This is a genomic window from Rhodococcus sp. 06-156-4 (genome assembly GCF_002259345.1).
In the GTDB taxonomy this organism is placed as follows: Bacteria; Actinomycetota; Actinomycetes; order Mycobacteriales; family Mycobacteriaceae; genus Rhodococcoides; species Rhodococcoides fascians_E.
The window spans coordinates 1-24430 of record NZ_NPGB01000037.1 but is presented as its reverse complement, the minus strand read 5'-3'; the positions used below and the strand labels follow the sequence as shown (position 1 = coordinate 24430).

20 protein-coding genes and 1 pseudogene are annotated in these 24430 nt (G+C 59.6%); 16 read left to right on the top strand and 5 right to left on the bottom strand.

From position 1 onward, the window contains the following. The first annotated feature begins 135 nt into the window (after nt 1-135). Nucleotides 136-753: a TetR/AcrR family transcriptional regulator gene (locus tag CH290_RS26745; RefSeq protein WP_212555964.1), complete on the top strand. Its 618-nt coding sequence runs from the start codon at nt 136-138 to the stop codon at nt 751-753. A 36-nt stretch (nt 754-789) separates the two neighbouring features. Here the strand turns inward: CH290_RS26745 and CH290_RS30835 are convergent, their stop codons facing one another. Then, nucleotides 790-1923 (bottom strand): helix-turn-helix domain-containing protein, encoded by a 1134-nt coding sequence (locus tag CH290_RS30835; RefSeq protein ID WP_230620868.1) that lies wholly within the window; start codon nt 1921-1923, stop codon nt 790-792. A 682-nt stretch (nt 1924-2605) separates the two neighbouring features. Here CH290_RS30835 and CH290_RS26735 point away from each other — a divergent pair. The 4 genes from CH290_RS26735 to CH290_RS31200 all read left to right on the top strand — a co-directional run bounded on the left by CH290_RS26735 (nt 2606) and on the right by CH290_RS31200 (nt 7786). Continuing rightward, nucleotides 2606-4015 (top strand): APC family permease, encoded by a 1410-nt coding sequence (locus CH290_RS26735; RefSeq protein WP_052083023.1) that lies wholly within the window; start codon nt 2606-2608, stop codon nt 4013-4015. A gap of 107 nt (nt 4016-4122) precedes the next feature. Next, complete coding sequence (locus CH290_RS26730; RefSeq protein WP_033188262.1) at nt 4123-5247, top strand: NDMA-dependent alcohol dehydrogenase; 1125 nt, start codon at nt 4123-4125, stop codon at nt 5245-5247. A gap of 48 nt (nt 5248-5295) precedes the next feature. After that, the gene (locus tag CH290_RS26725; protein ID WP_033188263.1) at nt 5296-6801 is read left to right on the top strand and encodes an aldehyde dehydrogenase family protein; all 1506 of its coding nucleotides are present in this window, start codon (nt 5296-5298) and stop codon (nt 6799-6801) included. Nucleotides 6802-7117: 316 nt separating this feature from the next. Continuing rightward, nucleotides 7118-7786, top strand: coding sequence for an alpha/beta hydrolase (locus tag CH290_RS31200; RefSeq protein ID WP_080748620.1), 669 nt, complete (start codon nt 7118-7120; stop codon nt 7784-7786). Between the two features lie 529 nt (nt 7787-8315). Here CH290_RS31200 and CH290_RS26715 read toward each other — a convergent pair. The 3 genes from CH290_RS26715 to CH290_RS26705 form a co-directional block, all read right to left on the bottom strand. Continuing rightward, nucleotides 8316-9557, bottom strand: coding sequence for an MFS transporter (locus CH290_RS26715; RefSeq protein ID WP_033188265.1), 1242 nt, complete (start codon nt 9555-9557; stop codon nt 8316-8318). Between the two features lie 375 nt (nt 9558-9932). Then, entirely contained in the window at nt 9933-10724 is a 792-nt protein-coding gene (locus CH290_RS26710) for an alpha/beta hydrolase (protein ID WP_052083024.1), read from the bottom strand. A 204-nt stretch (nt 10725-10928) separates the two neighbouring features. Then, nucleotides 10929-11999, bottom strand: coding sequence for an LLM class flavin-dependent oxidoreductase (locus tag CH290_RS26705; RefSeq protein WP_033188355.1), 1071 nt, complete (start codon nt 11997-11999; stop codon nt 10929-10931). A 557-nt stretch (nt 12000-12556) separates the two neighbouring features. Between CH290_RS26705 and CH290_RS26700 the strand changes: the two genes are divergently transcribed. The 9 genes and pseudogenes from CH290_RS26700 (at nt 12557) to curA (ending at nt 20942) form a co-directional block, all read left to right on the top strand. Next, entirely contained in the window at nt 12557-13828 is a 1272-nt protein-coding gene (locus tag CH290_RS26700; protein WP_033188356.1) for an aspartate aminotransferase family protein, read from the top strand. A 313-nt stretch (nt 13829-14141) separates the two neighbouring features. Then, complete coding sequence (locus CH290_RS26695; RefSeq protein WP_033188266.1) at nt 14142-14801, top strand: enoyl-CoA hydratase/isomerase family protein; 660 nt, start codon at nt 14142-14144, stop codon at nt 14799-14801. Between the two features lie 369 nt (nt 14802-15170). Further along, on the top strand, nt 15171-15293 hold the full coding sequence (mftA, locus tag CH290_RS26690) for a mycofactocin precursor MftA (protein WP_080748621.1): 123 nt from the start codon (nt 15171-15173) through the stop codon (nt 15291-15293). Nucleotides 15294-15295: 2 nt separating this feature from the next. After that, nucleotides 15296-15586, top strand: a complete 291-nt coding sequence (gene mftB / locus CH290_RS26685; protein WP_033188267.1) for a mycofactocin biosynthesis chaperone MftB — start codon at nt 15296-15298, stop codon at nt 15584-15586. 69 nt (nt 15587-15655) lie between these two features. Beyond that, a complete protein-coding gene (gene mftC, locus CH290_RS26680; RefSeq protein WP_033188268.1) occupies nt 15656-16906 on the top strand; it encodes a mycofactocin radical SAM maturase in 1251 nt (416 codons plus the stop codon). 14 nt (nt 16907-16920) lie between these two features. Beyond that, entirely contained in the window at nt 16921-18096 is a 1176-nt protein-coding gene (mftD, locus tag CH290_RS26675) for a pre-mycofactocin synthase MftD (protein ID WP_033188269.1), read from the top strand. A 10-nt stretch (nt 18097-18106) separates the two neighbouring features. Further along, nucleotides 18107-18710 (top strand): annotated as a pseudogene (locus CH290_RS26670) (alpha-hydroxy-acid oxidizing protein); the annotation flags it as partial. 162 nt (nt 18711-18872) lie between these two features. Next, nucleotides 18873-19532: an NADPH-dependent F420 reductase gene (locus tag CH290_RS26665; protein WP_033188270.1), complete on the top strand. Its 660-nt coding sequence runs from the start codon at nt 18873-18875 to the stop codon at nt 19530-19532. A gap of 357 nt (nt 19533-19889) precedes the next feature. Then, a complete protein-coding gene (curA, locus tag CH290_RS26660) occupies nt 19890-20942 on the top strand; it encodes an NADPH-dependent curcumin/dihydrocurcumin reductase (RefSeq protein WP_033188271.1) in 1053 nt (350 codons plus the stop codon). 894 nt (nt 20943-21836) lie between these two features. On the opposite strand, the gene CH290_RS26655 is transcribed toward curA, so the two are convergent. Then, nucleotides 21837-22583 (bottom strand): IclR family transcriptional regulator, encoded by a 747-nt coding sequence (locus CH290_RS26655; protein ID WP_033188272.1) that lies wholly within the window; start codon nt 22581-22583, stop codon nt 21837-21839. Between the two features lie 152 nt (nt 22584-22735). On the opposite strand from CH290_RS26655, the gene pcaH reads away from it, so the two are divergent. Next, a complete protein-coding gene (pcaH, locus tag CH290_RS26650; protein WP_052083028.1) occupies nt 22736-23482 on the top strand; it encodes a protocatechuate 3,4-dioxygenase subunit beta in 747 nt (248 codons plus the stop codon). Then, entirely contained in the window at nt 23475-24131 is a 657-nt protein-coding gene (pcaG, locus tag CH290_RS26645; protein ID WP_033188273.1) for a protocatechuate 3,4-dioxygenase subunit alpha, read from the top strand. The genes pcaH and pcaG overlap by 8 nt, the downstream gene beginning before the upstream one ends. Nucleotides 24132-24430: the final 299 nt, after the last annotated feature.

Here is a 24430-nt window from a genome sequence, read left to right as displayed (position 1 = left end):
GCGTCTTGGAATCCCGTGAAGTGATCGCCGCCGTAGAAACCTTCCCCGACTTGTAGACCGGCCGGTCCGGTAGGGTGCTGAGCTACGATCAGAACTCCGGTTGACGATGAGTGCAGTGGGTCAGATGGGAGGGAAATGATGGAACGAGAACGGTCCAATGTGAGATCTAGGACCGACCGTAGGTGGGCCCGTACGACGGAGGTCCGCGAGACCCTACTTGCGGCTGCACTGACCGTTTTCCTGGAGCGCGGTTATTCTGAAGCCAGCATCGCCGATATAGTCCAACGTTCTGGGTCCAGCGTCGGGAGTGTATATCATCATTTCGGCGGAAAGCCTGAAATGTTCGTGGCGCTCTGGCAAGGATATGAGACGTCGGCGACCGCGGCGGCTGGAGACGCTGTTGCTGAAGCGAGACGATCTGGGCAAGCCGGGCCAACGGATCTTTTTCTTATCGGCGCTCGGGCATACTTGGAGTTTTCCTGGTCCAGGCACGAAGAGGCTCAGCTCTTCTCAAGTGGTGATGCACCGCCCGGGTTCGATCTGGTTTCAGGTCGAGACGGACGGGAGTGGATTCGCCAGAACTCCATTCTTCTGGACGCCGATGCCTCTGAGACGAAGGAACGTATAACCGTTGCCATCTTGACTGCGGTGATAGACGCCGGTGCGCGCGAGGTGAGCTTGTTGGAATCCCGCGATGAGGCATTCGAATCGATCGATGTGACCCTAGGCTTCGTCCGGCGCGCGATGACTTAGTCGGTCTGTCACCCCGCGTTGTTGATTCGCATGGTGTCACCACAAAGTCAGCACCGAGCGTCCGTAACGTCCCGCATCGAAGGTGGCGCTGCTGTCAGAGGCGTGAGTAGCGCATCTCAGGTCATCGCTACTTCGGTGTGGATGGGTGAGACGTTCTGCGAGAGTAAACGTTCTTCGCGACGAACTGCAGACACCAGTCCACTCTGCGACCCGCAGGTTAGTGGTCGAATTCGAGGTGTCAAGACGACCTCCGCCCACCAGAATCCACTCGAACGGCCAAGACGACGCCTGTACGCCCGTGCTGTCCGCAAGCCCAGCGCTGCCAGGTGTGAACTCGGGGTAGGTATTAAACAACGACCCCGGAACTGGGTGGCAACGGCGTCCGGGCAGAGTGCGAAGTGAAGACCAGGCAGGGCGACCAGTCCGTCGCTGGTCGCGGTGCGAGCGACCTCGATCGCCACCACTGCACTCCTCGAAGGGCTGGGGTCGACTGCGAGCAGGGTCTGGAGAGGGGCCCGTGCGCGTCACATCGGCAACCGGTCGGGGTCTGACGTGTGTGGTCTCGGAACATGTGTGACACAACGTCACCAGGACATGGTTAACGCTCTCGAGCACTGCGGCGACGACGATGAATCGGGAGTGGTCGTCGATCCCGGTGAGAATCTTACATTCGCGTCCGCCGACCAGGAAGATCCCGCCCACCAAGTCGAGTTGCCACAGGTGCATCGGCGCTTCGCGTTCCCACCGCTTGTAGATCCGTTTGTGTTGCTGCTCTTCAGGATTGATCAGTCCGTTTCGGGCGAGGGCTCGGTGGACGGTTGTGCGGGACGGGGCTCTGTCGCCGAGCTCGGTACGCAGTTCGTGCGCGATGCGGCTTGCTCCCCACCGGCGGTGTTGCCGGCGCATCTCACAGATGGACGCTTCGATCGCGGGCGTGATGCGGTTCGGGCTCGAATGGGGTCGTCGTGAGATGTCGACTAGGCCGTCGAGGCCCGAGCTCTCGTACCGTGTGCGCCACGCTGCAACCGTTTGCCGGCACACGCCTAGCCGTTCGGCGACATCGACGATTGGTGCACCGTCGCGGACCTCGATGACGGCACGTAGTCGCACCTCGACAGCGACGCGGGCGGTGATGGCGGAATCGGACTCGGGCGAATGAGGTGACGGCATCGCATCAAGACCACCTTCGATGGTGGACTGTCAACTATGCCCTGGTGACGTCGTGTCAAACATGTCCCGAACCCTTACACGTCAGGTCGGCGGTCTTCAGCCGAGACACTGCCGTGGTGACGACCACCCACAGGTCACCGTCCGTCTACCGAACCCCTTTCCAGGTTCCACACTGCTGTGCACCGATCAGATCGACGACCCTCGCCGGAGGTATTCGAAGGTCGATCTGGTTACTCGATCTATCATCAGCGGGCGTCGACAAACGACCTCTGAACTGGGGCTGAGCGTCCTGCCCCGTAGATTGCACTAACGGATCGTAACCAATCAGGCACGTGGATTCCGTCCGCAGGATGTGGTTGACGTCACCTCTAAGGTAGATCTACTATATTACTGAACGTTAGCTCGTATTGTTTACCTCGGCGAAATCTGGAGCTGTCAGGCTGTTCAGACGGGTCGCTTCGTTGGTGTACATGGCGAGGTGGTTCTACCCAGGCGCAACCAGAACTGCCTGTGCAGGGGGAGAGTCGCGACATTGGTTCTGTCAACGCAAAAGGCCGCTTCGGTCGTGGGGCCGGCCGCGTTGATGGGACTGAAATGTGCCCGGAACAGACCACAGCAGAATCTACATGATCTGCTCAATTCGGACAATGTGAAGTAATCCGTCGATCAAAGGAACGCACCGATGTCCGATCCCGCAAGTGTGTCTAGCGCAGGCAGCGTGAGAAATCAGACTCCTCTGCCCGGGGGGCACTTGAGCTTGACCCAGCTAGTGTCGATCTCTCTCGCCACATTCGTTCCTGCCGTCGGAATCGCGCTGGCACCCAGTCTGTTACTTCGAACGGCTGGGCCCGCAGCTTGGTCTGCCTCTTTGATGTCGATGATTGCGATTATCTCGCTAGGTCTGGTGGTGATCGCTTTCGCTAAACGATACGTGGGCACTGGTTCGATCTACTCGTATCTGGGTCACGTTTTTGGCCCGTGGGCCCGCCTGGTTTCCGGCGCTGCCTTACTGCTGGGGTTTGCACTTCAAACCGCGGCCGGACTGGCAATCGTCGGCATTTTCACCGGCAGCTTTCTGTATTCTATGGGCGTTGAAAACGCGGTTGACGTCGGCCCGCAATTGGTGATCTATTTCATCGCTCTTCTGATCGCAACCGCTGTGGCGCTACGCGGACTGGATACATCGATAGTGGTAGCAACCATCTTCACGGTAGTTTCATTGCCACTAGTCTTATTGATCACCGGATCCAGCGTAGCCCACACCGGTTTGGAACTTGCCACACAGTTGGACTTCACCGGATTCAGTCTGAATGCTACCTTGCAAGGAGTAGCTGCCGGTGCGTCCTTCCTAATTGGATTCGAGGCCTGCACGGTCTTGGCTGTGGAGAGTAAGAATCCCAAACGGAGTATCCCATTTGCGGTAATGTCTGTGCCTGTCGTCCTTGGACTACTCTACCTAGCCTGCACCTTCGCTCAGATGCCGGGATTGATTGAAACGTCCGGTGATGTCGAAGCAGGGATGTCTCCCACGTCGGCGCTCGCCCTGAATGCAGGGCTCGGGGAAGGGATCGCCAAAGCTACCGACCTTGTTCTAGCAATTTCTATATTTGCCTCTCTGATTGGCTTCATCAACTTCGGATCACGATTCGCCATTGCACTCGCGCAGGATAATTTGCTGCCATCAGCTCTGAATCGGGTCAACAAAAAATACCAATCCCCATTCGTCGCCATCTTTTCGCAGGGCGCGCTGGGCCTTGCAGCTGTGCTCACACTAATCGCCATTACGGGTGGGATCGTCTCAGGATATACGGGACTAGCTACGCTAATCGTGTACACATGGTCCGTGCCCTACGTTTTGATGGCGTGCGGTGCCATAAAGTTGATGCTCCTCGAGAAACGGTGGAGTCCGCTTTTGTTGGTCGCTGCAGTCGTAGGTGCGGGGGTAATGATTTACTCCTACCTCCTCGGATGGATCTATCCATTGCCGGCGCCGCTCGATCGAATGACTTGGTTGTTTGCTGTTCTTATAGCTCTGATCTTGGCGTCCTGTCTCGTCTTCAGAAAACTACGGTTGAGGAAAAGTAGCAACTAGCTCCATCGTTACAGAAGAATTCTCGTCAGGACCTGGTTCTTTTGTAGTACTCCACTCGGAGGCGCTTCGGGGGGGCCGCTAGCAACACGAAATACACGGAGAAGAATGTGAACAGCTTACGTATTCGAGGCGCTACCATCAGCGAAGTTGGCGGCAAGTGGGCCGTCGAGGATCTCCGCCTTGCCCAACCCGGTCCTGGTGAAGTCAGAATCAAGGTAATGGCATCGGGGCTATGTCACTCCGATGATCACCTTGTCACCGGCGACCTTGCCGTGACTCTCCCCTTCGTCGGTGGACACGAGGGTTCCGGAATCATCGAGGCAGTCGGAGTCGGCGTCTTTGGGCTGAAAGTGGGCGACCACGTTGCGACTGCCTACCTTCCGGCATGCGGAAAATGCGCTTGGTGCGCTCGTGGCATGCAATATATCTGCGATACCGGAGCGGGTATGGATGCAGGCATGATGCTCGACGGCACCCCCAGGTTCTTTCGCGCTTCTGACGGCACTGGAGTCGGGGCGATGCAAAGACTGGGAACATTTGCTAACTACACGGTGACTTCGGAAGCGCAAGCAATCAAGATCGATGACGACATCCCTTTTGATGTCGCGTGCCTTGTGTCATGCGGAGTCGCGACAGGCTGGGGCTCGGCGGTCAACGCCGGCGGAGTCCGGCCCGGTGACACCACTTTGATCGTCGGTGTCGGCGGTGTCGGCATCAATGCCGTGCAGGGTGCACAGCACGCCGGTTCGGCTTACGTCGTCGCGGTTGACCCGGTCGAGTTCAAACGCGAGCAGGCACTCAAACTTGGTGCAACCCATGCATTCGCCTCAATCTCTGAAGCTATGCCGTTCATTCAATCGAAGACGAACGGTCAGGGCGCGGACTCTGCCATCGTCACCGTGGGCGTTGTGGATGGACAGATGATCGCCGACGCATTCGCAGCTGTGCGGAAGGAAGGCACCGTTGCCGTTGCATCGATCGGACAGAACGACGTCGGCATTCCCATCAGCCCACTGGAGCTGGTGGTCTACGCAAAGCACCTGAGCGGGGTCTTATTCGGCAATATGAACCCCACCCGCGATATCCCGGCGTTGCTCGATTACTACAAAGCAGGCCGACTCAAACTCGACGAACTGATCACCCGTCGTTACAGCATCGATCAGGTCAACGAGGCGTACGCAGACATGCACGCCGGACTTAACCTTCGCGGAGTCCTCATCCACGAACACTGATCCAACGGCACGCACAACCGCTGTGAACCACGAGGGAGACAGATCGCAATGTCCGCTGTAAATTCGCCGTCGACCGCGCGTTCCGTTCGTACGTACGGACACCACATCGACGGTCAAATCAGTTCGCCGTCGGATCGATTGATCGAACGGTATGCACCCGCCGACGGTTCTCTTGTCGCCCGGTATACGGCGGGGACGAACGTCGACGCCGAATTGGCGATCGCTGCAGCTAGGACGGCTTTCGACGAAGGACCGTGGCCTAAACTGACCGCGATGGGCCGCGCCAAGATACTTCTCGAGGTTGCGCGAGCGATACGAGCGAATGCCGACAGGTTGAGCCGCATCGACGCGGAAGAGGCGGGCAAACCGCTCATGTTCGCACTTGGCGACGTGGAAGCCAGCGCGGAACTTTTCGAGTACGCAGCCGGTGCTGCCATGACATCACACGGCGAATCCCACACCGGTCTCGGGGAGGATTGCCTCGCGATGGTACTCCGAGAGCCAGCTGGCGTCGTCGGAATGATCATCCCATGGAACTTTCCGTTGCTTCTGCTTGCACAAAAGTTGCCATTCGCATTGGCTGCGGGTTGCACAACGGTGATCAAACCATCTGAGTTCACCTCGGGCACGGCGCTCGAGCTCGCTCGGATCGCCGAGGATGCCGGCGTACCCGCCGGGGTGATCAACGTTGTAACGGGTTACGGGGTCGACACCGGCGAGCCGCTAGCCCGCAGCACCTCGGTAGACGTGTTGTCTTTTACAGGGAGCACTGAAACCGGCCGACGTATTACCGTGGCATCTGCTGGCAGCGTTAAAAGGCTTTCGATGGAACTCGGAGGTAAGGCGGCAAGCGTTGTTTTCGACGACGCGGATCTAACCGACGCGTTGGACGGAGTGCTGTTCGGGGTCTTCTTCAACAACGGCGAATGTTGTGTGTCCGGAGCTCGTTTGCTCATCCAAGATACCATTGCCGACGCCTTTGTCGATAAGCTCGTAAACGCCGTATCACGCATCGCCGTCGGCGCACCACTTTCAATGAATACCGAGCTGGGCCCGATGATCAGTCCTGAGCATGCAGAACGAGTGATCCAGCACATCGAGCAGGCACGACTAGACGGCGCTAGGTTACGTGTCGGTGGATCCTTAGTCGAGGGCATCGGAAACTACGTACTACCAACGATTCTCGACAACGTGAGCGAGGGGACTGCAGCGTTCACAGACGAGATATTTGGTCCGGTCCTGACCGTTACGCGATTCAAGAACATCGATGATGCGATCAGTTTAGCTAATGCCACCGATTACGGATTAGCTGGGTCAATTTGGTCGAAAGATATCGACAAGGCACTCATCGTGGCCCGCAATATGCGAAATGGCCGGGTTTGGATCAACACCACTATCGACGGCGGACCCCAATTGCCCGCCGGTGGCATGAAGCAGTCCGGGTTTGGTCGCGAGATGGGGTCAGCAGGATTCGAGGAGTTCACGGAAATCAAGACCGTACAGATTCGTACCGGGCCGCGCGACCTCATTTTCCCGAATTGGGTAGCGAACTAGGTTCGACCGCGTTTGCCCGCCCATCTTACCGAATAGGTGTTAATCGTATTTGAATTAACAATTGTACGACTGTCTGTTTGTCAGTCGAGTTGTGTGGCCAGCTGTTGGGGCACAGTAAAGTATGGTGGGAACCGGTGGAACTCGGGTTCTCCGCGCCGTTGTTGGCGGACGGACTGAGTCGCTCTGTCGAGAAATATTCGAACAAAGCAGCCTTTCGCTTTTGGAGGCTGCTTGGGCTTTCAACTACCCGAATCCATAATTTGGGGATCCAGCTCAGGCCATTACGTGCCCAGTAGTATGGAAAGTTCGAGGCGACATGAGAAGTTTTGCATCTGTTTCACTCGCGGCGAGCGCAGCCTTGGTGCTAATGCTCTCGGGCTGCAGCAACAGTCAAGCGGCATCTGAGGATGAATCGACCGCAAATGTGTCCGCACCCGTCGGATCGGGTCCAGTCTTCCTCAACCCTGACGATCTCGACATGGTGGCGAGGCTACCGCGTACGCAGCCAGACGCGCGGATATTGTACGGCGACAGTCCACTGAACTGTGGTGATCTTCGTATACCTGAGGGCACTGGCGACGAACGGCACCCGCTCGTCATACTCATCCACGGTGGGGCGTGGGAGTCCAGCTACACGTCGGAATACTTCGGGCAGCTATCGGAGGCGTTTGCCGATGTCGGGATGGCAACATGGAATCTCGAATTTCGACGTAAGAATAACTCTGGCGGCGCGTTCCCCGGAATGTTCCTCGACGTCGCGAACGGTGTCGATTACGCCCGTCAACTCGCCGAGGAGTATCCCATCGATCTTGATCGGGTCGTTTTGCTCGGCCATTCGTCGGGCGGTCACCTGGCAGCCTGGGCGGCTGGGCGGCTGGGCGGCTGGGCGAAAGAACATCCCTGCTACCGAGCAGCTTCATACCGACGACCCCCTGCCAGTAAGAGGGTTTGTCGATCTAGCAGGCGTATTGGATCTCGAGGTTGAGCACTTCTGTAGAGATCAGCGCGATGTGTACAGCAACAAGATCACCTTCCGCGGTGGCTGTCTTTGCCACCAAGGCTTTGCGTCTGTCGTCGGCCGCGCTCGGGTGGCGACGCTCACTGCAGAGCCGATTGAAGCTGGCTGGCGGTCGTACTAGGAATGTTGCAGGCCGACGCCGAATCGATATTCTCGTCGAGCTACAAGTTCGGTCGCCGACGGAGTAACCGGACCTCCAGAGTTGGAGGTGCACGGTATGACACCCAGCTGCCATCTGCTGGCCAAGTGCACGACGGCGAACGGGAGATAGCGTCACTATTGGTGGACACCCTCACGTGACGGTCCCCGTACAACCTCATATGTAGGTGCTCGGCGAGTCCTGTCGTAACTCGCCCACGACAAGGGCCACCCTTCGAATCGTCTACCGATAGTCACGGTAGAGTCCGGAGAATTATCGATCTGGTGGCACAGCCTGAACTAGTCCCACGGCCCAGCCGGTACTTCCAGCTGAACCGTGGGACTAGCGATGCCGATGCTAGTGAGGCGTGACCACGTCGTTCGGAGTCGGTGCAACGCCTGTCGATGGGCGGCGAGCGACGGTAAGTTGAGCGGCTATAGCGACCAACGTCAGCAAGATGACGATTGCGGCGTAACCGATTGCGGTGCTGAGCAAGCCAAACCGAACGGTGGCTAGTCCTGCGATCAGGGCGGGCAAGGAGAACCCAATGTAGCTGACGATGAAAAGCGAGGAGAACACCCGGCTCCCATCCTCGGGTGCCGTCACCGCTCCAATTTTTCCCATTACTCCGGAGAACAAGGTACCGAATCCGATGCCGGCGACCACTACCCCTAAAAGGTAACCAGGGACGGACCCCTCGATGTAGGCGGGTAACGAGAGAAACACTCCGAGAAGCAGGCCGACGTAACCGACGGTCAGCTTCGTAGTTGGTTTCGTGTGTGCGAGTGCAAACGATGCGATGGCTGCGCTTGAGAAGAAAGTTGCCAGCATCAGACTTGCCGCTGCCCGGTTGTGCACGTTCAAAATGTTCTCTACAACAGCCGATCCGAGAGACAGCTGAAGCCCTGCCAGAGACCAAGTTGCGATGATGGCGGGCATAGAGGCGAGGAACACTGCCCTTACCGATCTCGGTACGGATATGCGAGGTGAGATCGTAGCAAGTATATGGCGTCTAGATTTGAAGCCGGTAACTGCAGAGGTCTCGGGAAGCGCAATCGTGAAAAGAAGCAACACGACAAATATCGTGATGGTCACCGCGAAGATGAGTACGCGGGGTGCCGGTGCGTATTCGACCAGTACCCCGGTGATGGCGACGCCGAGGGCTAGCCCGATGCCCGGGCCTACCCCACTCGCTGTGGCGCCGGACCGTTCGCTGGGTTGCAGATCGAAGATGGCAGCGCTCAGGGTACCAAGCAGAGCCCCGGTTGCGAGCCCTTGGACCACACGGGCAACCACTAACAGTCCGACTCCATCGGCAACGATAAAAATGAACATAGATGCGATAAGAGCGAGTAACGCGGACATGATGACTGGGCGTCGTCCTACGTAGTCAGAGATCGATCCCACGGTCAGGAGGCTTCCGAGTAATGCAATCACATATACCGCGAACACTACCGTGAGCGTGAAGGAGGAAAAACCCCATAGTTTCTGGTAGACGGGGTAGATCGGCGACGGGGCTGCGGAGCAAAACAACACAGCGGCAGTAGTGACGGTAATCAGCCAAAAGGCGGCTGTATTGCTGAGACGAACGTGGGGCACGGAACTCCTAAGTAAATTGGCGTTGCTCGCCGATGTGAATCGTCAGATCGATGACCCCGAAGCGTCGCGCGCACCCGCACGCCGGTTTCTTTTCCCGACACCGACACCTACCGTCAAGTTTCGAGTGAATTACCCGCAGCCCGGCGGCTTTTCGACAAAAATCGACTTACAGGGTATTCGGCCCACACTCAAAATCTCAGAGCCCGTGTGTTCTGCAATCAACGCGGCGACGCCACCGATTTTCACGACCAGGCGCTGCGAGCGTTGGGCAACCGATCTTAGCTCGCCGAACTTCCCGAACTTCCCGGACTCTCGGATGAAGAGACCGTCATGGCAACCTAGAATTTCAGAGTTCGAACACATGGACCCGCGAAATCATTGCCTGAGTTGTGGAACGAGGAAGTCCGCTGCGATGGTTACAGCTTCTGACAGGTTCAGGTCATACTCGTGGTTTTGGCCGTCGAGAATGTGCAGTTCCGAATGCTGGTAGTTGGCATGGTAAGTCTCTGCTGTTGCGAGGGGAATGATTTCGTCTTCTCGGCCTTGGATGATGCATACCGGGCCGTTGTAGAGTGTCGAAGTCTCGAAGATCGGTAGAGTTTGTGCCGTGCGGATGTACTCGCGCCCTAACGTGAAGTTCAAGCCCGGCAGCTCTACACGCTCAGGTATGTCGCCCGGGTCGATAATCGCCCCGAGAATCCAGCCTTGCTTGCAATTCTCCTTCAACACGCCGGCCGGCGACATCATAACGAGCCTACGAATCTCGTCACTGAGCGTTCCTGCGAGCATGCCGGCGACGACACCCCCCTGCGAATGCCCAACCAAGCTCACAGTGGAGAACGTGTCGACACTTCGTACGTACCGATACACCGCGAGGGCGTCCTCGATTTCGCTCGGCACCGTCATGTCGAACTGGGCGCCGTCACTCTCACCGTGCCCGTTGAAGTCGAATCGAACCGTCGCGACACCGCGATCGTTCAGCTCCTTGGCCATCGCTGCAATCGTGGGATCCTCCTTCGAGCAGGTCAGCCCACTCATTACGATCACGAGCGGCACCCTGTCCTCGGTAGCGGCAATAGGGGTGTCGAGTACCGCAGCGATGCGAATGGCGCCGCGCTGGATCCACAGAGACGTGGACTGATCTTTCAAGGTGTCTTCTTCAGTCATTTCTTAGCCTCCAAATGCCGCCTGCAACAGGCACAGGATTTCGAGCGTCGAGACGCGACATCAGATGTACTGGCGCGGTATCGCGACCACGACCCGCTCGCAGCTCATCGCTGCGGGAATGGCTGTGGCGAAGGGGCTTTCCTCCTCATGGAAGAGGAAAGCCCGTGTGCTTCATCAGATGCACCGTTCGATCACCGAGGGGAGTCAGAAACTCGATTTTATCGCTGGTGCTACTTCTTTGGCGAGCAGCTCGAGGTGTAGCTGGAACTTTTCGGGCTCGGCGTGGAAGTCGTAGTTGTAGACCAGCAGAGTACCGAAGCCTCCGCAGTCCTTCTGCTCCTGTTCGAGCTTGGCGATCACGGTCTCGGGGGAGCCGACGACCCAGTTGTTGCGCGCGAGATACTCTTGGTCGACCAGTGCTGGATCGAGGTGGCGGGCAGCGACCTTTTGAAGGTGCGGGGTGTTTGCAGGGATTGTCCATTCGTTCCACTGGCGACGAATCGGGGTGGAAAGCGCTAGTTCCATTGCCGCCTCGTCGGTCGGCCCGACGATCACGTCGCGCACGACACGCCAGTCCCCGCGGTCTGGTGTCAGTCCTGCGGACTCGGCGCCCTCGCAGTACACATCCCAGTGTCCCTTGAGAAATCCGTCGGTCATGCTGATGCTCATCGGGATGTCTCCGCGTGCTCCGCCTTCGCGGATGGTAGACGAGCGGGGGGAGAAGCCGGCGATAGCTGTTCGGGGTCCACCCTCTTGGTAAGGGCGCCAGTGTCCGCCGAGAACTTTGACGGGATCGAGTTCGGGGATGTCGACGGAGAAGTGTTTTCCGTCGATCTTGAGGGCCTCACCGGTGTTGGCCCAGATGGCTTTGATCAGATCGTGGCCTTCGAGAAGCATCTCGTGGTTCTGCGCGGGCAGTTCGGTGCCGAAGAGTTGAGCATCGGTGGGGTATGCACCAGCTCCGAACCCGACCATGAGGCGTCCTTGCGCCATGTGGTCCAACGCCATCAACCGGTGCGCAAGAGCGACTGGATTATGGTAGGGCAGTAGGTTCGCTGCTGTACCAAACCTCAGATTGGTGGTTTCGCGCAATGCTGCTGCAATCTGCAGTTCCGGCGCACACCAGCGTTCGTATCCTTCGGTGAAGTGTTCGGAAAACCATGCTTCCGCGAAACCGAACTCATCAGCCCACCTAGCCACTTGCATGTCCCACTCGAACCCGATATGTGGTGCAGTGTCAGGCAACTGCTGCGCGTAGAAGAGTCCGACATTCATGAGTGCTCCTAGAGGTTGTTGAGTACGAAACAAGATCACGCCGTGCATGTTGCAGTTGTAATCGTTCTACGATCATTGGTGGGAGGATGGCCGGTCAGCTTTGCCCCCAAGCGCACTGTCGGGCTGCGGCACGAGGACGCCGCTCGCCTCGATCGATTAGTTCGAGAGGCGGGACCTGGTTCGGCCCCTCCGATGCTGCACCCGTCCCGCTTTCAGACACAATCCTCACCTTCAGGAAGGGATATGGCTAAGCCGTCTACCGGTCCACGAGTACCAACACACACAGGTCGAAGCGTGGTCGACCCAAACTATGTGACTGTAGATTCGTTCATATAGTACCACCCGAACTGCAACCGTGCCACATTTTAGGCAACGGTTTACCCCGTGACCAGGCGTAATCCCGCCAGGCATCCAGGAGCGGCGGGACGTCGCAGAACTTACATCCAGGCTACCGGCGTGGCGTGATACTTTACTAACGTTCGTTCGAATTGATTCTCTACGGTGGCAAAATGCCGGTGTACACCGACGCCGCGCGATCACCAGGCGAAAGGATACCGATGACCGATTTGACTGCTTCCTCCGATGCGTTCGCGAGAACTAAGAAGTCCGTGGGCGGGGGAGTGAGCTCAGGTGCTCGAGCAGGAGTCCGGCCTCATCCGATCTTCGCCGAACGCGGGTCCGGGTCGCATCTGTGGGATATTTCAGGAAACGAGTACGTCGATTACGTCATGGGTTGGGGTCCGCTGATTCTGGGCCACAGCCACCCCGAGGTCATCGCCGAAGTATCGAAAGTCCTGCCGCTCATGCAATCTGTGGGTATGGGCCATCGTTACGAATACCTGGCTGCTGAAGCTGTCTTGGATGTCGTTCCTGGTGCTGAGCGACTGTTGTGGACCAACACCGGAACAGAGGCCGTTCAGGTCGCGCTGCGACTCGCAAGGGCCGCGACGGGACGTAACGGGTTCGTTAAGTTCGTGAGTAGCTATCACGGTTGGCATGACTCGGTGCTTGCCAGTGTTGGGGTTCATGACGGCGGGCAAGAGCCAACCTCGAATACGAGGGGGCAGAATCCTCATGCCCTCAAAGATCTGATTGTTCTTCCTTTCAACGACGTTGATCAGATACGGAGCGTCTTGACGCGTGCGCGAGAGCTGGGGATCGGTGCCGTATTGCTAGACCCGGTCCAGAGCAACGCCGGACTGCACGAGCCCGACCCCGTTTTCTTGAATACGCTACGTAGCCTGTGCACAGAAAACGGCGTCGTTCTGATCTTCGATCAAGTCATTGCCGGCTTCCGGGTTGCCTTGGGGGGTGCGACCGAGCGATACGGCGTCACGCCCGACCTGTCGGTGTTCGGCAAGGCAATAGCGGGAGGCTTTCCGCACGCAGCCGTGGCTGGGCGCGCAGACTTGGTGGATTCTGTTTCCAAAGGGGTAGTTCACGCCGGAACATATAACGGCAACCCCATTTCGCTGGCGGCGGTTCTCGCTACGATGAAAGTGCTCAAACGCGAGGGCACATACGACCGGCTCGAGACGGTGGCAGCTGATCTGCAGGGCAAGCTGATCGAGGCGTTGGCGGCGGCTCCCAGCATTACGACCCGCCGGATCGGGGGAATGCTCGCGATCGCTGAGGACGGAACGGAGCCGAAGGCGAGGATATGGCCGCAGCTTTCAGGAGAGCTTGTACATCACGAAATTCTGGCGCTCCCGACTGGGAAGATATTCGTATCGACAGAACATGGCAACCGCGATTCGACCGTTTTTGCAGAGGCAGTAGAAAAGAGCCTTTCTATCTCAGAAGAAAATGCCACCGTTTCTTCGCGATAGCGCGGCAAGTCGATGAGCGTGAATCGTGACGTCGTTAACAGTGGGCGCAGGGCCTTGCTGATGAGGGCGCCGTACCAGAGCTCTACATGAGACTTCTTCATCGCAATCAGAGCACTGCGTGGGGTGCGCCATCCTTATGCATTGTTTGCTGAAAGGTCAACTGCTACAGCTGTTGTTGAGATCTCGCCCGAACTGCTTCGTCACGGCACAGACCGCTTCAATCCGCCGACATGCGGTATAACGCAGCTTGGCAGCGAGTTACTCAAGGTCAGACGGCAAGGGGCCTAGGTGTAGCCTCGAAAGGGATATTGGCATGGTTATGAAACTCGAATATCAGGATGAAATAGCGGTCTTGACGCTCGGCGATTCTGAGAACCGGTTCACACCAGAGTGGCTCGACAGCTTGGATGCAAATCTCGATGAAGTCGAAGATAATGCACGCGGACTGATAACCGTCGGGGTGGGTAAATTCTATTCCAACGGCTTGAATCTGGAGTGGCTCAGGTGTGACGGCGAGAGGAAAGATTCTTACGTCGGTCGCGTTCATGACCTGCTCAACCGAATTTTGATCTTCCCCCTACCCTCAGTCGCCGCTATCAACGGTCATGCTTTTGGCGCAGGCGCGATGTTCGCACTAGCTCACGACTACCGCATCATGCGCGAAGATCGCGGTTACCTTTGCCTGCCCGAGGTCGACATCAACGTCCCCTTCACCCCGGGTATGGCAGCGCTCGTGCAAGCTAAGCTCTCCCCGCAAGCCGCGATGACGGCGATGACTACTGGACATCGTTATGGCGGAACCGCAGCATTCGCCGCCGGTTTGGTTGACGGCGCGGCCACGGTCGATGAATTGCTCGAAACCGCCAGGGGTGTACTGACACCGATTGTAGGCAAGGATCGTCAGACACTTCAGACGATCAAATCCACGATGTTCGCCTCTGTCACTTCTGCACTACGCCCAGCCCGGAGTTGAAATTCGGGCCCAGGGGTTCGCGCTGTTCTAACAGGCCGGCCCCGAGCGGATCGCGCGGTGTCCAAAGGCTGCCGAGGCATCCATTGCGTGTCCCCGATAGGACCCCGTCTTGCGAAAGCTCCCGTGGGCGCAAATGTCCTCGGCTCCACGTGTCTCAGTAGGGTGGAGAGGCGCGCCGTTCCGGGTGGGGGGTCAACGACGGCGACTTTGATCGTCGCGCGGTAGGGGCGTGTCGAGGACGCCCAATCGCGGCGAGTTCAGATCGCAATCGATGTGACAGATATGTAAAGATGCGCGCACTTTTTCAGATTGTGCACCGAGTGCAGATATAGTCGACGACGGTAAACGCAACAGAAGGGACCACATCTCATGTCAGCTATCGACGAACAGGCGACGTCGTTGGATCACACTTCGGGCGAAGGCTTTCCCGATCTGGTCGAAGAGTCTCTGGTGGAAGAGGTTTCCATCGACGGTATGTGCGGCGTGTACTGACCATGACCGCAGATGTGAAGGTCCGCCAGGAGCTCGATCTGGATGCTCGGTGGGCGCTTCACCCGCAGGTGGCGCTGCGTCCCGAGTCTTTCGGGGCGCTGCTCTACCACTTCGGGACACGCAAGCTCTCCTTTCTGAAGAATCGCACGATCGTGGCGATCATCGAGTCGTTTCCCGAGCATCCCGATATGCGGTCGGCGATCGCGGCCGCAGGTGTCAGCGAACCCGGTATGGCGCCGTATGTGAAAGCGCTGTCCACGCTGGCTGATTCGAAGATGATCTCCAAAATCTGACTTTCTTTCTGACTCACCCGACGCAGCCCCGTTGGACGTCACCACAGACCTGTGAAGAGGACGCACCCCATGACCTCCATGCTCGAAAGAACAGCACCGCCGCCCGCGGTCGGCAAGCTGGTCGATCAATTCGAACTCGGTCTCGACGCCCCGATCTGCCTGACCTGGGAGTTGACCTACGCCTGCAACCTGTCGTGCGTGCACTGCCTGTCCTCCTCGGGCCGACGTGACCCGCGCGAGCTCAGCACCGAACAGTGCAAGTCGATCATCGACGAGCTGCAGAAGATGCAGGTGTTCTACGTCAACATCGGTGGCGGCGAGCCGACCGTGCGTTCGGATTTCTGGGAGCTCGTCGACTACGCGACGGCGCACCAGGTCGGTGTGAAGTTCTCGACCAATGGCGTGAAGATCGACAAGAAGGTTGCGGCACGTCTTGCGGCCTCCGACTACGTCGACGTTCAGATCTCCATCGACGGCGCCACTGCAGAGGTGAACGACGCAGTGCGCGGGCCCGGTTCGTTCGACATGGCCTGCCGCGCTCTGGAGAACTTACGTGAGGCGGGTTTCAAGGACGCGAAGATCTCCGTCGTCGTCACTCGGCACAACGTGAGCCAGCTCGACGACTTCAAGGCGCTCGCGGACAAGTACGGTGCGACGCTGCGGATCACACGACTGCGGCCGTCCGGCCGAGGCGCCGACGTCTGGGACGATCTGCATCCTACGGCCGGTCAGCAGCGCGAGCTGTACAACTGGCTCGTCGCCAACGGAGAAGGCGTACTCACCGGTGATTCCTTCTTCCACCTTTCCGCATTCGGCGACGCCCTCCCGGGCCTGAACCTGTGCGGCGCAGGCCGCGTCGTCTGCCTGATCGACCCGATCGGCGACGTCTACGCCTGCCCCTTCGCCATCCACGAGCAGTTCCTCGCCGGAAACATCGTCCGCGACGCGCGTCCCGCGACAACGACATCTGCGGCTATGGGCGGATTCCAATCCGTCTGGCAGACATCGGAGTTGTTCCAGGAACTACGTTCGCCGCAGACGTCGGGAGCGTGCACCAAGTGCTCGTTCTTCGATTCGTGCCGCGGTGGCTGCATGGCAGCGAAATTCTTCACCGGCCTCCCCATGGACGGTCCGGATCCCGAATGCGTCATCGGTAACGGTGAATTGGCGTTGGCCGCGGCGGGGGAGATCCCCAAGTCGAGCGTCGACCATTCCCGTACCGGGCAGCGCAAGACACCGAGAGCGTCGGTGCCGCTCACTCTGATGATGCGGCCACCGGCCAAGATCTGCGACGAAAACCCGCTCGCAGGAATGGAATAGGAAGCAAAACAGCTATGGCCAAGAGTGCGTGGTTCGAGACCGTTGCCGAAGCGCAGCGGCGTGCCAAGAAGCGTCTGCCCAAATCCGTCTACGCTGCATTGGTGGCGGGTTCGGAGCGGGGGATCACTGTCGACGACAACACGGCTGCGTTCGGTGAAGTAGGTTTCGCTCCGCACGTCGCCGGTCTGTCGGACAAGCGTGATCTGTCGACAACGGTCATGGGACAACCACTCTCGTTCCCGGTCATCATCTCCCCGACGGGTGTGCAGGCCGTACACCCGGACGGTGAGGTCGCAGTCGCCCGTGCTGCGGCTGCGCGCGGAATTCCCGTCGGATTGTCGTCGTTTGCGAGTAAGTCCGTAGAGGAAGTGGCGGCGGCGAACCCGCAGACCTTCTTCCAGATGTACTGGGTCGGTTCACGCGAGGTTCTCCTGCAGCGCATGGAACGTGCGCGCGCTGCAGGAGCGGTCGGGTTGATCATGACGCTCGACTGGTCCTTCTCCAACGGCCGCGACTGGGGCAGCCCGTCGATTCCGGAGAAGCTCGACCCCAAGGCGATGGCGCAGTTCGCGCCCGAGGGCATCACTCGCCCGAAGTGGCTGTGGGAGTTCGCCAAGTCAGGCAAGCTGCCGGATCTCTCCACCCCCAACCTGACGCCGCCCGGTGGTACGGCCCCGACGTTCTTCGGCGCGTACGGCGAGTGGATGGGCACTCCTCTTCCGACGTGGGAGGACGTCGCCTGGCTGCGTGAGCAGTGGGGCGGACCGTTCATGCTCAAGGGCGTCATGCGCGTCGACGACGCCAAGAAGGCCGTCGATGCAGGCGTCACCGCGATCTCGGTGTCCAACCACGGCGGCAACAACCTCGACGGCACCCCGGCCCCGATCCGCGCTCTGCCTGCCATCGCCGACGCCGTCGGCGACCAGATCGAGATCACGCTCGACGGCGGTATCAGGCGCGGCAGCGACGTCGTCAAAGCGCTTGCACTCGGCGCCCGCGCCGTACTGATCGGACGTGCGTACCTGTGGGGTCTTTCGGCCAACGGCCAGGCAGGAGTGGAGAACGTTCTCGACATCCTGCGCGGCGGCGTCGACTCGGCCGTCCTCGGACTCGGGCACTCGTCCGTGCACGACCTCTCACCGTCGGACGTGGTGATGCCGGCAGGGTTCGACCGGAAACTGGGCGTCTGAGCGGAGGATGCTGCGCAAGAACGGGTGGTTCGAGTCTGTTGCCGAGGCGCAGCGTCGTGCGACGAAGCGTCTTCCGAAGTCCGTGTACGCCGCGTTGGTGGCGGGCTCGGAGCGCGGGATCACTGCAGGCGACAACACGGCGGCATTCGGTGAATTGAGGTTCGCCCCGCATGTAGCCAGGCTTGTCGGACAAGCGTGATCTGTCGACAACGTTCATGGGACAACCGCTTTCGTTCCCGGTCATGATCTCACCGACGGGTGTGCAAGCCGTGCACCCGGACGGTGAGGTCGCGGTCGCACGCGCAGCGGCTGCGCGAGGGATCTCGATGGGTTTGTCGTTGTTCGCCAGCAAGCCCATCGAGGACGTCGTTGCAGCGAATCCGCAGACGTTCTTTCAGCTGCACTGGATTGCTTCCCGAGAGGTTCTGCGACCCAGGATGATTGAGTTCTCGGCGGGCCAAGCCGCGTCCGGAATGGATGGCCACCCGTTGCCGTCGTTTGACGACATAGCCTGGCTGGGCAGCCAGTGGGACGGGCCGTTCATGCTCAAGGGCATCAACAGGTTGGACGACGCCGAGAGGGCCGTTGAACTGAGCGCCACGACCATTTCGGTGCCAGTGCTGGATCAAGCAGGGCTCTCCTGAAACATTCTGGACGACAAGGCAATGTGGAGAAGGTGCGTCCAGGTCGCTCTGCGGGCAAGACCGGAGAATTAGCTCCCGGCCGTAGGAGTTCACCCGGAGAGTACAAGTCCTACAACGTAAGGAGTCACCAGAGTGAAGATCGGAATCATCGGGGCAGGATTCATCGGCGGAACGCTGACGCGCCGTCTGACACAGTTGGGGCACGAAGTGAGGGTGTCCAATTCGCGCGATCCCCAGACACTTGCAGAGCTTGCAGCCGAAACCGGCGCGCGGGCCGTCTGGGCGAAGGACGCCGCAGAAGATGCCGACCTAGTCGTCGTCAGCATTCCGCAGAAGAACACCCCGGACCTACCCAAGGGAACCCTCTCGGCGCGCAAACCCGGCGCACCGGTGATCGAGACCAACAACTACTACCCGCAGCAGCGTGACGGCAAGATTGCCGCCATCGAAGATGGTCAGCCCGAAAGCGCTTGGGTATCCGAGCTTCTCGGTGTTCCGGTCTACAAGGTGTTCAACGGCATCCACTGGAAACACCTGCTCGAGAGGGGGACCGAAGCCGGGACCGAGGGCCGGATCGCCCTGCCGATCGCAGGCGACGACGAAGACGGCAAGAAAATTGTGTCGGCCATCGTCGACGAACTCGGTTTCGACCCCGTCGACGCCGGCACCATCGCCGAGTCTTGGCGCCAGCAGCCCGGAACGCCCTCATACGGAAAAGATTTCACCGCGCCTAAGCTCACAGTGGCGCTAGCAGTTGCCACCCCGGAACGTACCGCGGAGTGGAAGGCCTGACCTACCTCTCGTTTCGGAACAAGTCGTCGTAACCAGCCCGGCGAGTCGAGAGATGGGGCGACAACGAAATGTCCCATTGGGCCGCTTCGGTGTCTCACAGTCACGAGGGAAGAGAGTGTTGACAGCGACGTCGGCGGGTACAGTAGTCCACCGGTTCGGTCAGAATTCAGCCGGACGTTATTCCGAATCCGACTTACAGCATTCGGTGTTCCGCAGCCCGAACTACGAACGGACAGAAGGGAGGACGACCTTCGAGGACCGCCGTAAGGGGCGGTGTCTCAGCAGAATCTGGAGGGTGAATTTCCGAGCGAGGCCAGTTCTGTCGCTGCTTGCCCGACGGGGATTATGATCCGTAGTATGACTTCTGCGTCTGCTATGAACACCCGCATCGTCCTGCAATCTCGTCCCACAGACGAACCTGAAGTAGGTAACTTCCGGCTCGAGCAAGTCCCGATTCCTCAGGACATTGCACCTGGTGAGTTACTTCTTCGCACGATCTATCTCTCGGTCGACCCTTACATGCGAGGTCGAATGAGCGCTGCCAAGTCCTATGCGGCGCCAGTCGAGATCGACTCCGTGATGGAAGGCGGTACCGTCTGCGAAATCGTTCGATCCGCAGTCCCCAACCTAGACCCTGGCACCATCGTCCTGGCCCATGTTGGCTGGCAAGAGTACGCCACTGTGTCGGCGAATCAGGTTCGACCGCTAGATCCCGCCCGCGCGCCGATTTCTACCGCCGTCGGCGTTCTTGGGATGCCGGGCTTCACCGCCTATGCAGGGCTTCTTGAGATCGGGCGGCCTCAACCGGGAGAGACCGTCGTCGTGGCCGCCGCGTCGGGGCCCGTGGGCTCAATGGTCGGGCAAATCGCCCGGCTCAAAGGTGCGCGCGCGGTCGGCATCGCTGGCGGGCCTGAGAAGACTGCCTACATACGAACGCTTGGTTTCGACGCTGCCGTCGATCACCGATCGCCAACCTTTCGCGAAGACCTGCGCGCGGCGACCCCTGACGGCATCGATGTCTACTTCGAGAACGTGGGAGGCGCGATCTGGGATGCGGTGTTTCCATTGCTTAACTCTTTCGCGAGGGTACCCGTATGCGGATTGGTCTCGCAGTACAACGGAGTCACGCGCGAGGGCGATCATGATCGCACCCCCGCATTGCTCCGCGCTATCCTCACCAAGAGTCTGACAGTCCGCGGATTCATTCAGAACGAGTTCGTCAAGACTCAGTACGGTGCGTTCCAGCGTGACGTCGCATCGTGGATCGACAGCGGAAGCATCCGGTATCGCGAGGACATCGTCGACGGTCTGGAATCTGCACCGGAGGCGTTGATCGGGTTACTTCGAGGTTCCAATTTCGGCAAGGTCCTTGTCAGGGTCGGCCCCGATCCTACGCTGACCCCGCGGTAAAGAGACCTCGCCCGGCGACGAGTTGTGGGGCGCGGGGCGGAGTCTCTCGTACCCAAGATCGTGGTCTATACCTTCTTCCATTTCGTCACGGGTGACGAAATGGAAGAAGGTATTTGGCAACGCGATGTATTAGATGGCGGCGAGTTCGGGCTGGATGCCGACGTGTTCGCGAGCTGTGGGAATCGGTGAGCCTGCACTGCCAACCGTATGCCGAGCTACGTGTTGCGACGATCTTCGTTGTGTAACGTAATCCGTTCTAGTGCAACAGTTTGCGGGTCATCAAGCCTGGCTGATGCGCCGACAGGTTGCCCGCAGCACACAAACATCTTCTCTGGCTAGTTCGATCTGGCGCAGACTGCAGGACGTTGATGCTCGTCATGAGCCGAATATGCGTCCGGCGACGAGTTCTTGCACGGATGAAATTCGTCATCGTTTATTGCCGATAAGCTACCTTATGACAAGTAAACCACTGCATATACTGTGCCGCAGTGTCTTTCACTTGCGATCGCAGTTCAGCTGTCACCACGCAACTACGCCCCGGTTGATGCGTACTCGAAAACCAGCCGTCGAACGAATCACGGCGCAGCGCTAGCTGGAGTCGGGGCCTGGGCTGGTCAGACGATGCCGGCCAGGTCCCATCCGTGTCGTACAACCGTTCCTGTCCTAGCTACCGATCTGGGACCTGCGCCCGCAGCGCCCTCCGCGACGATCTCCGCACAGTTCTCAGGCCCCGAGCCCGGATGACCCAGCGCGGCAGGCACTTCTCGAAGCGTTGAGCGCCGCGGCGCAATTCACAGGCCTTGCACACGATGCTTTCGCGATCAGTTCCGAACTGACGGGGTGACCGAAGTTGTTGACTGTGGAGAGAGCGGTTGATTGGCGAGCTTGCTAAGCCTAGTTGGATCCTAGTGCTCGCGAGATTGCCCTGGCGGCGGTGCGCACTGCTGGAACGAGTGGCCGCGGGTCGGCTGTGTCGACGGAGGCGACGACCGAAAGCGCGGCAACGACAGCCCCTTTCGCATCTGTAACGGGTGCTGCAACGGCGATTGCCACCTCGTCGACGAATCGGTTGCAGACTGCGAAACCGGTACGCCGAGTCTCCGCCAACAACTGGCGAAGACCGTGATCGGACACGACCGTGTTGGCCCCCAGCCGCGGCAGCTCACCTGCGAGAACCTCCTCGATAACACCCGATTCGCTGCTGGCGAGGATCACCAGACCTCCGCTGGACGCGTGTACGGGAAGTCTGCTGCCCGCGCCGCCCCGGAGCTGGACTGCTTTGGCGCCGAAGATCCGCTCGACGCACACGGCCTCGTTCCCCTCACGGACCACCAGCTGTACGTTTTCCTGCGTCGCGACGAAGAGGTCTTCCATGATCGGTAGTGCAACCTCCCGAAGCCCCTGGGAGCGTGGCGCCAACGATCCGATCTCCCACAGTCGGAGACCTATTTGATACTTCCCGTCGCTCCGACGTTCGAGTGCCCCGAACGACGACAGTTCGCCGCAGATCCGGTGCACGGTCGTCAACGGTAAACCCGTACGACGACTGATGTCGGTCTGCGACAGCGTGCGGCGTTCGGCGTCGAAAGCCGACACGACGGCGCCCGCACGTGAGAGCGCGGTGTGCATCGGACTGTCCATAGGTCGACACTAGCGGGCGAATCCAGGAATTCTTCCGTCAGGCGGAAGTGGGGTGGCATTCGGCGCACCCGAACCGACATAGTTTCTCTCAGGTGCACTCCTCTGTACTGCACCGCCCCGTTCAGTCTCCACTGCAATGTCAGGAACTACCGATGCCTTCACAGCTAACCGGTCGCCCGGGGGTCGATGCCTCGAGCGGCCCCTACCGTGCTCAGTCCGGCACACACGCACCCCGTGACTTCGCCGACTACCGGACCACTGCATTTCGGCACCCCGAACAGCCCTTGATTCTCCTGCCCCAACGCCTCACCGAGATCACCGGCCCTGTTCTCGGCGAAGGACGCATCACCGCAGCCGATGCGGACCTCACCCTGGTACGCGGCGGCGAGGCCTCCGGGCAGCGCATCATCGTGCACGGACGGGTCATCGACAGCGACGGACGCGCCGTACCGAACACCCTGGTCGAGGTGTGGCAAGCGAACGCTGCTGGTCGATACCGGCACACCCTCGACAACTGGCCTGCGCCCCTCGATCCCCACTTCGACGGCGTCGGACGGGTCATGACCGATGCAGCGGGGCACTACCGTTTCACCACAGTGCGACCCGGCGCCTACCCCTGGGGTAATCACCACAATGCGTGGCGACCCGCCCACATCCACTTCTCCTTGCTCGGAAGGGCATTCACCCAGCGTCTGGTCACTCAGATGTACTTCCCGGACGACCCCATGTTCTTTCAGGACCCGATCTACAATTCCGCTCCCGAAGATGCCCGAGCACGCATGACCGGCGTGTTCGATTACGAAGAAACACTGGACAACTGGGCCCTCGGATACCGCTTCGACATCGTGCTCCGCGGCCGCAACGCCACACCGTTCGAGGGAACAGACCACAATGAATGATGTTGCCGCAGCACCTGTATTCGCACCCCGCTATCGCGTCGAGCCGGGCCGCAACTTCACCACCGCATCGTTCGGGCAGACACCCTCACAAACCGTCGGACCCTACCTGCATATCGGACTCCCCTGGCCCGACGGCCCGAACGTGGTACCCGACGACACCGACGGCGCACTGACCGTCACGATCTCGGTCACGATCGTTGACGGCAACCGTACACCGCTCGCGGACGCCATGATCGAGACCTGGCAAGCCGATGCCGCCGGCCGGTTCGATCACCCCGACGACCCACGCGGAGCGACGCCGTCAACTCCACCCGGTTTCCGCGGCTTCGGTCGTGCAATCGCCGACTCGTCAGGAACGGCCACCATCCGAACCGTCAAGCCGGGTGCACTGCCTGCCGAAGACAACCGTACCGAGGCCCCTCATATCGACCTCGCCATCTTCGCGCGCGGACTACTCGACCGACTCGTCACCCGGATTTACTTTCCCGACGAGCCCGATGCCAATGCCGTCGACCCCGTGCTGGCTGGATTGGACGCGCAGCAGCGTAGGAAGCTCACCGCCCGACCCACCCCCACTGGATACCATCTCGACGTGGTGATTCAGGACATGAACCCGGACGGCGACGAAACCCCATTCTTCGAATTATGACGGCGGGGCACCACCGACGACACGTGGACAGCTGTTCGATCCGACCTTCGGCGGCAGAAGTATCGCCACCATGGTCTCTGACCAAGCATCCGCTGCGATGCTGGCCACGTGGTCTCAGATTCCGGTGAACTTAGCGTGATGACTGAGCCCTCGTTCAGGACTACATAGGGGAAGTCCGCCTTCCGGCTAACGTGGATGGGGTCGTGGATCTACTACCGCGCGGGAACGGACGAAGCGATTGAACCGGGTGGGCGGCGCATCGTTGAACTGATGATGGGTGCGTGCGCCACCCACCCACC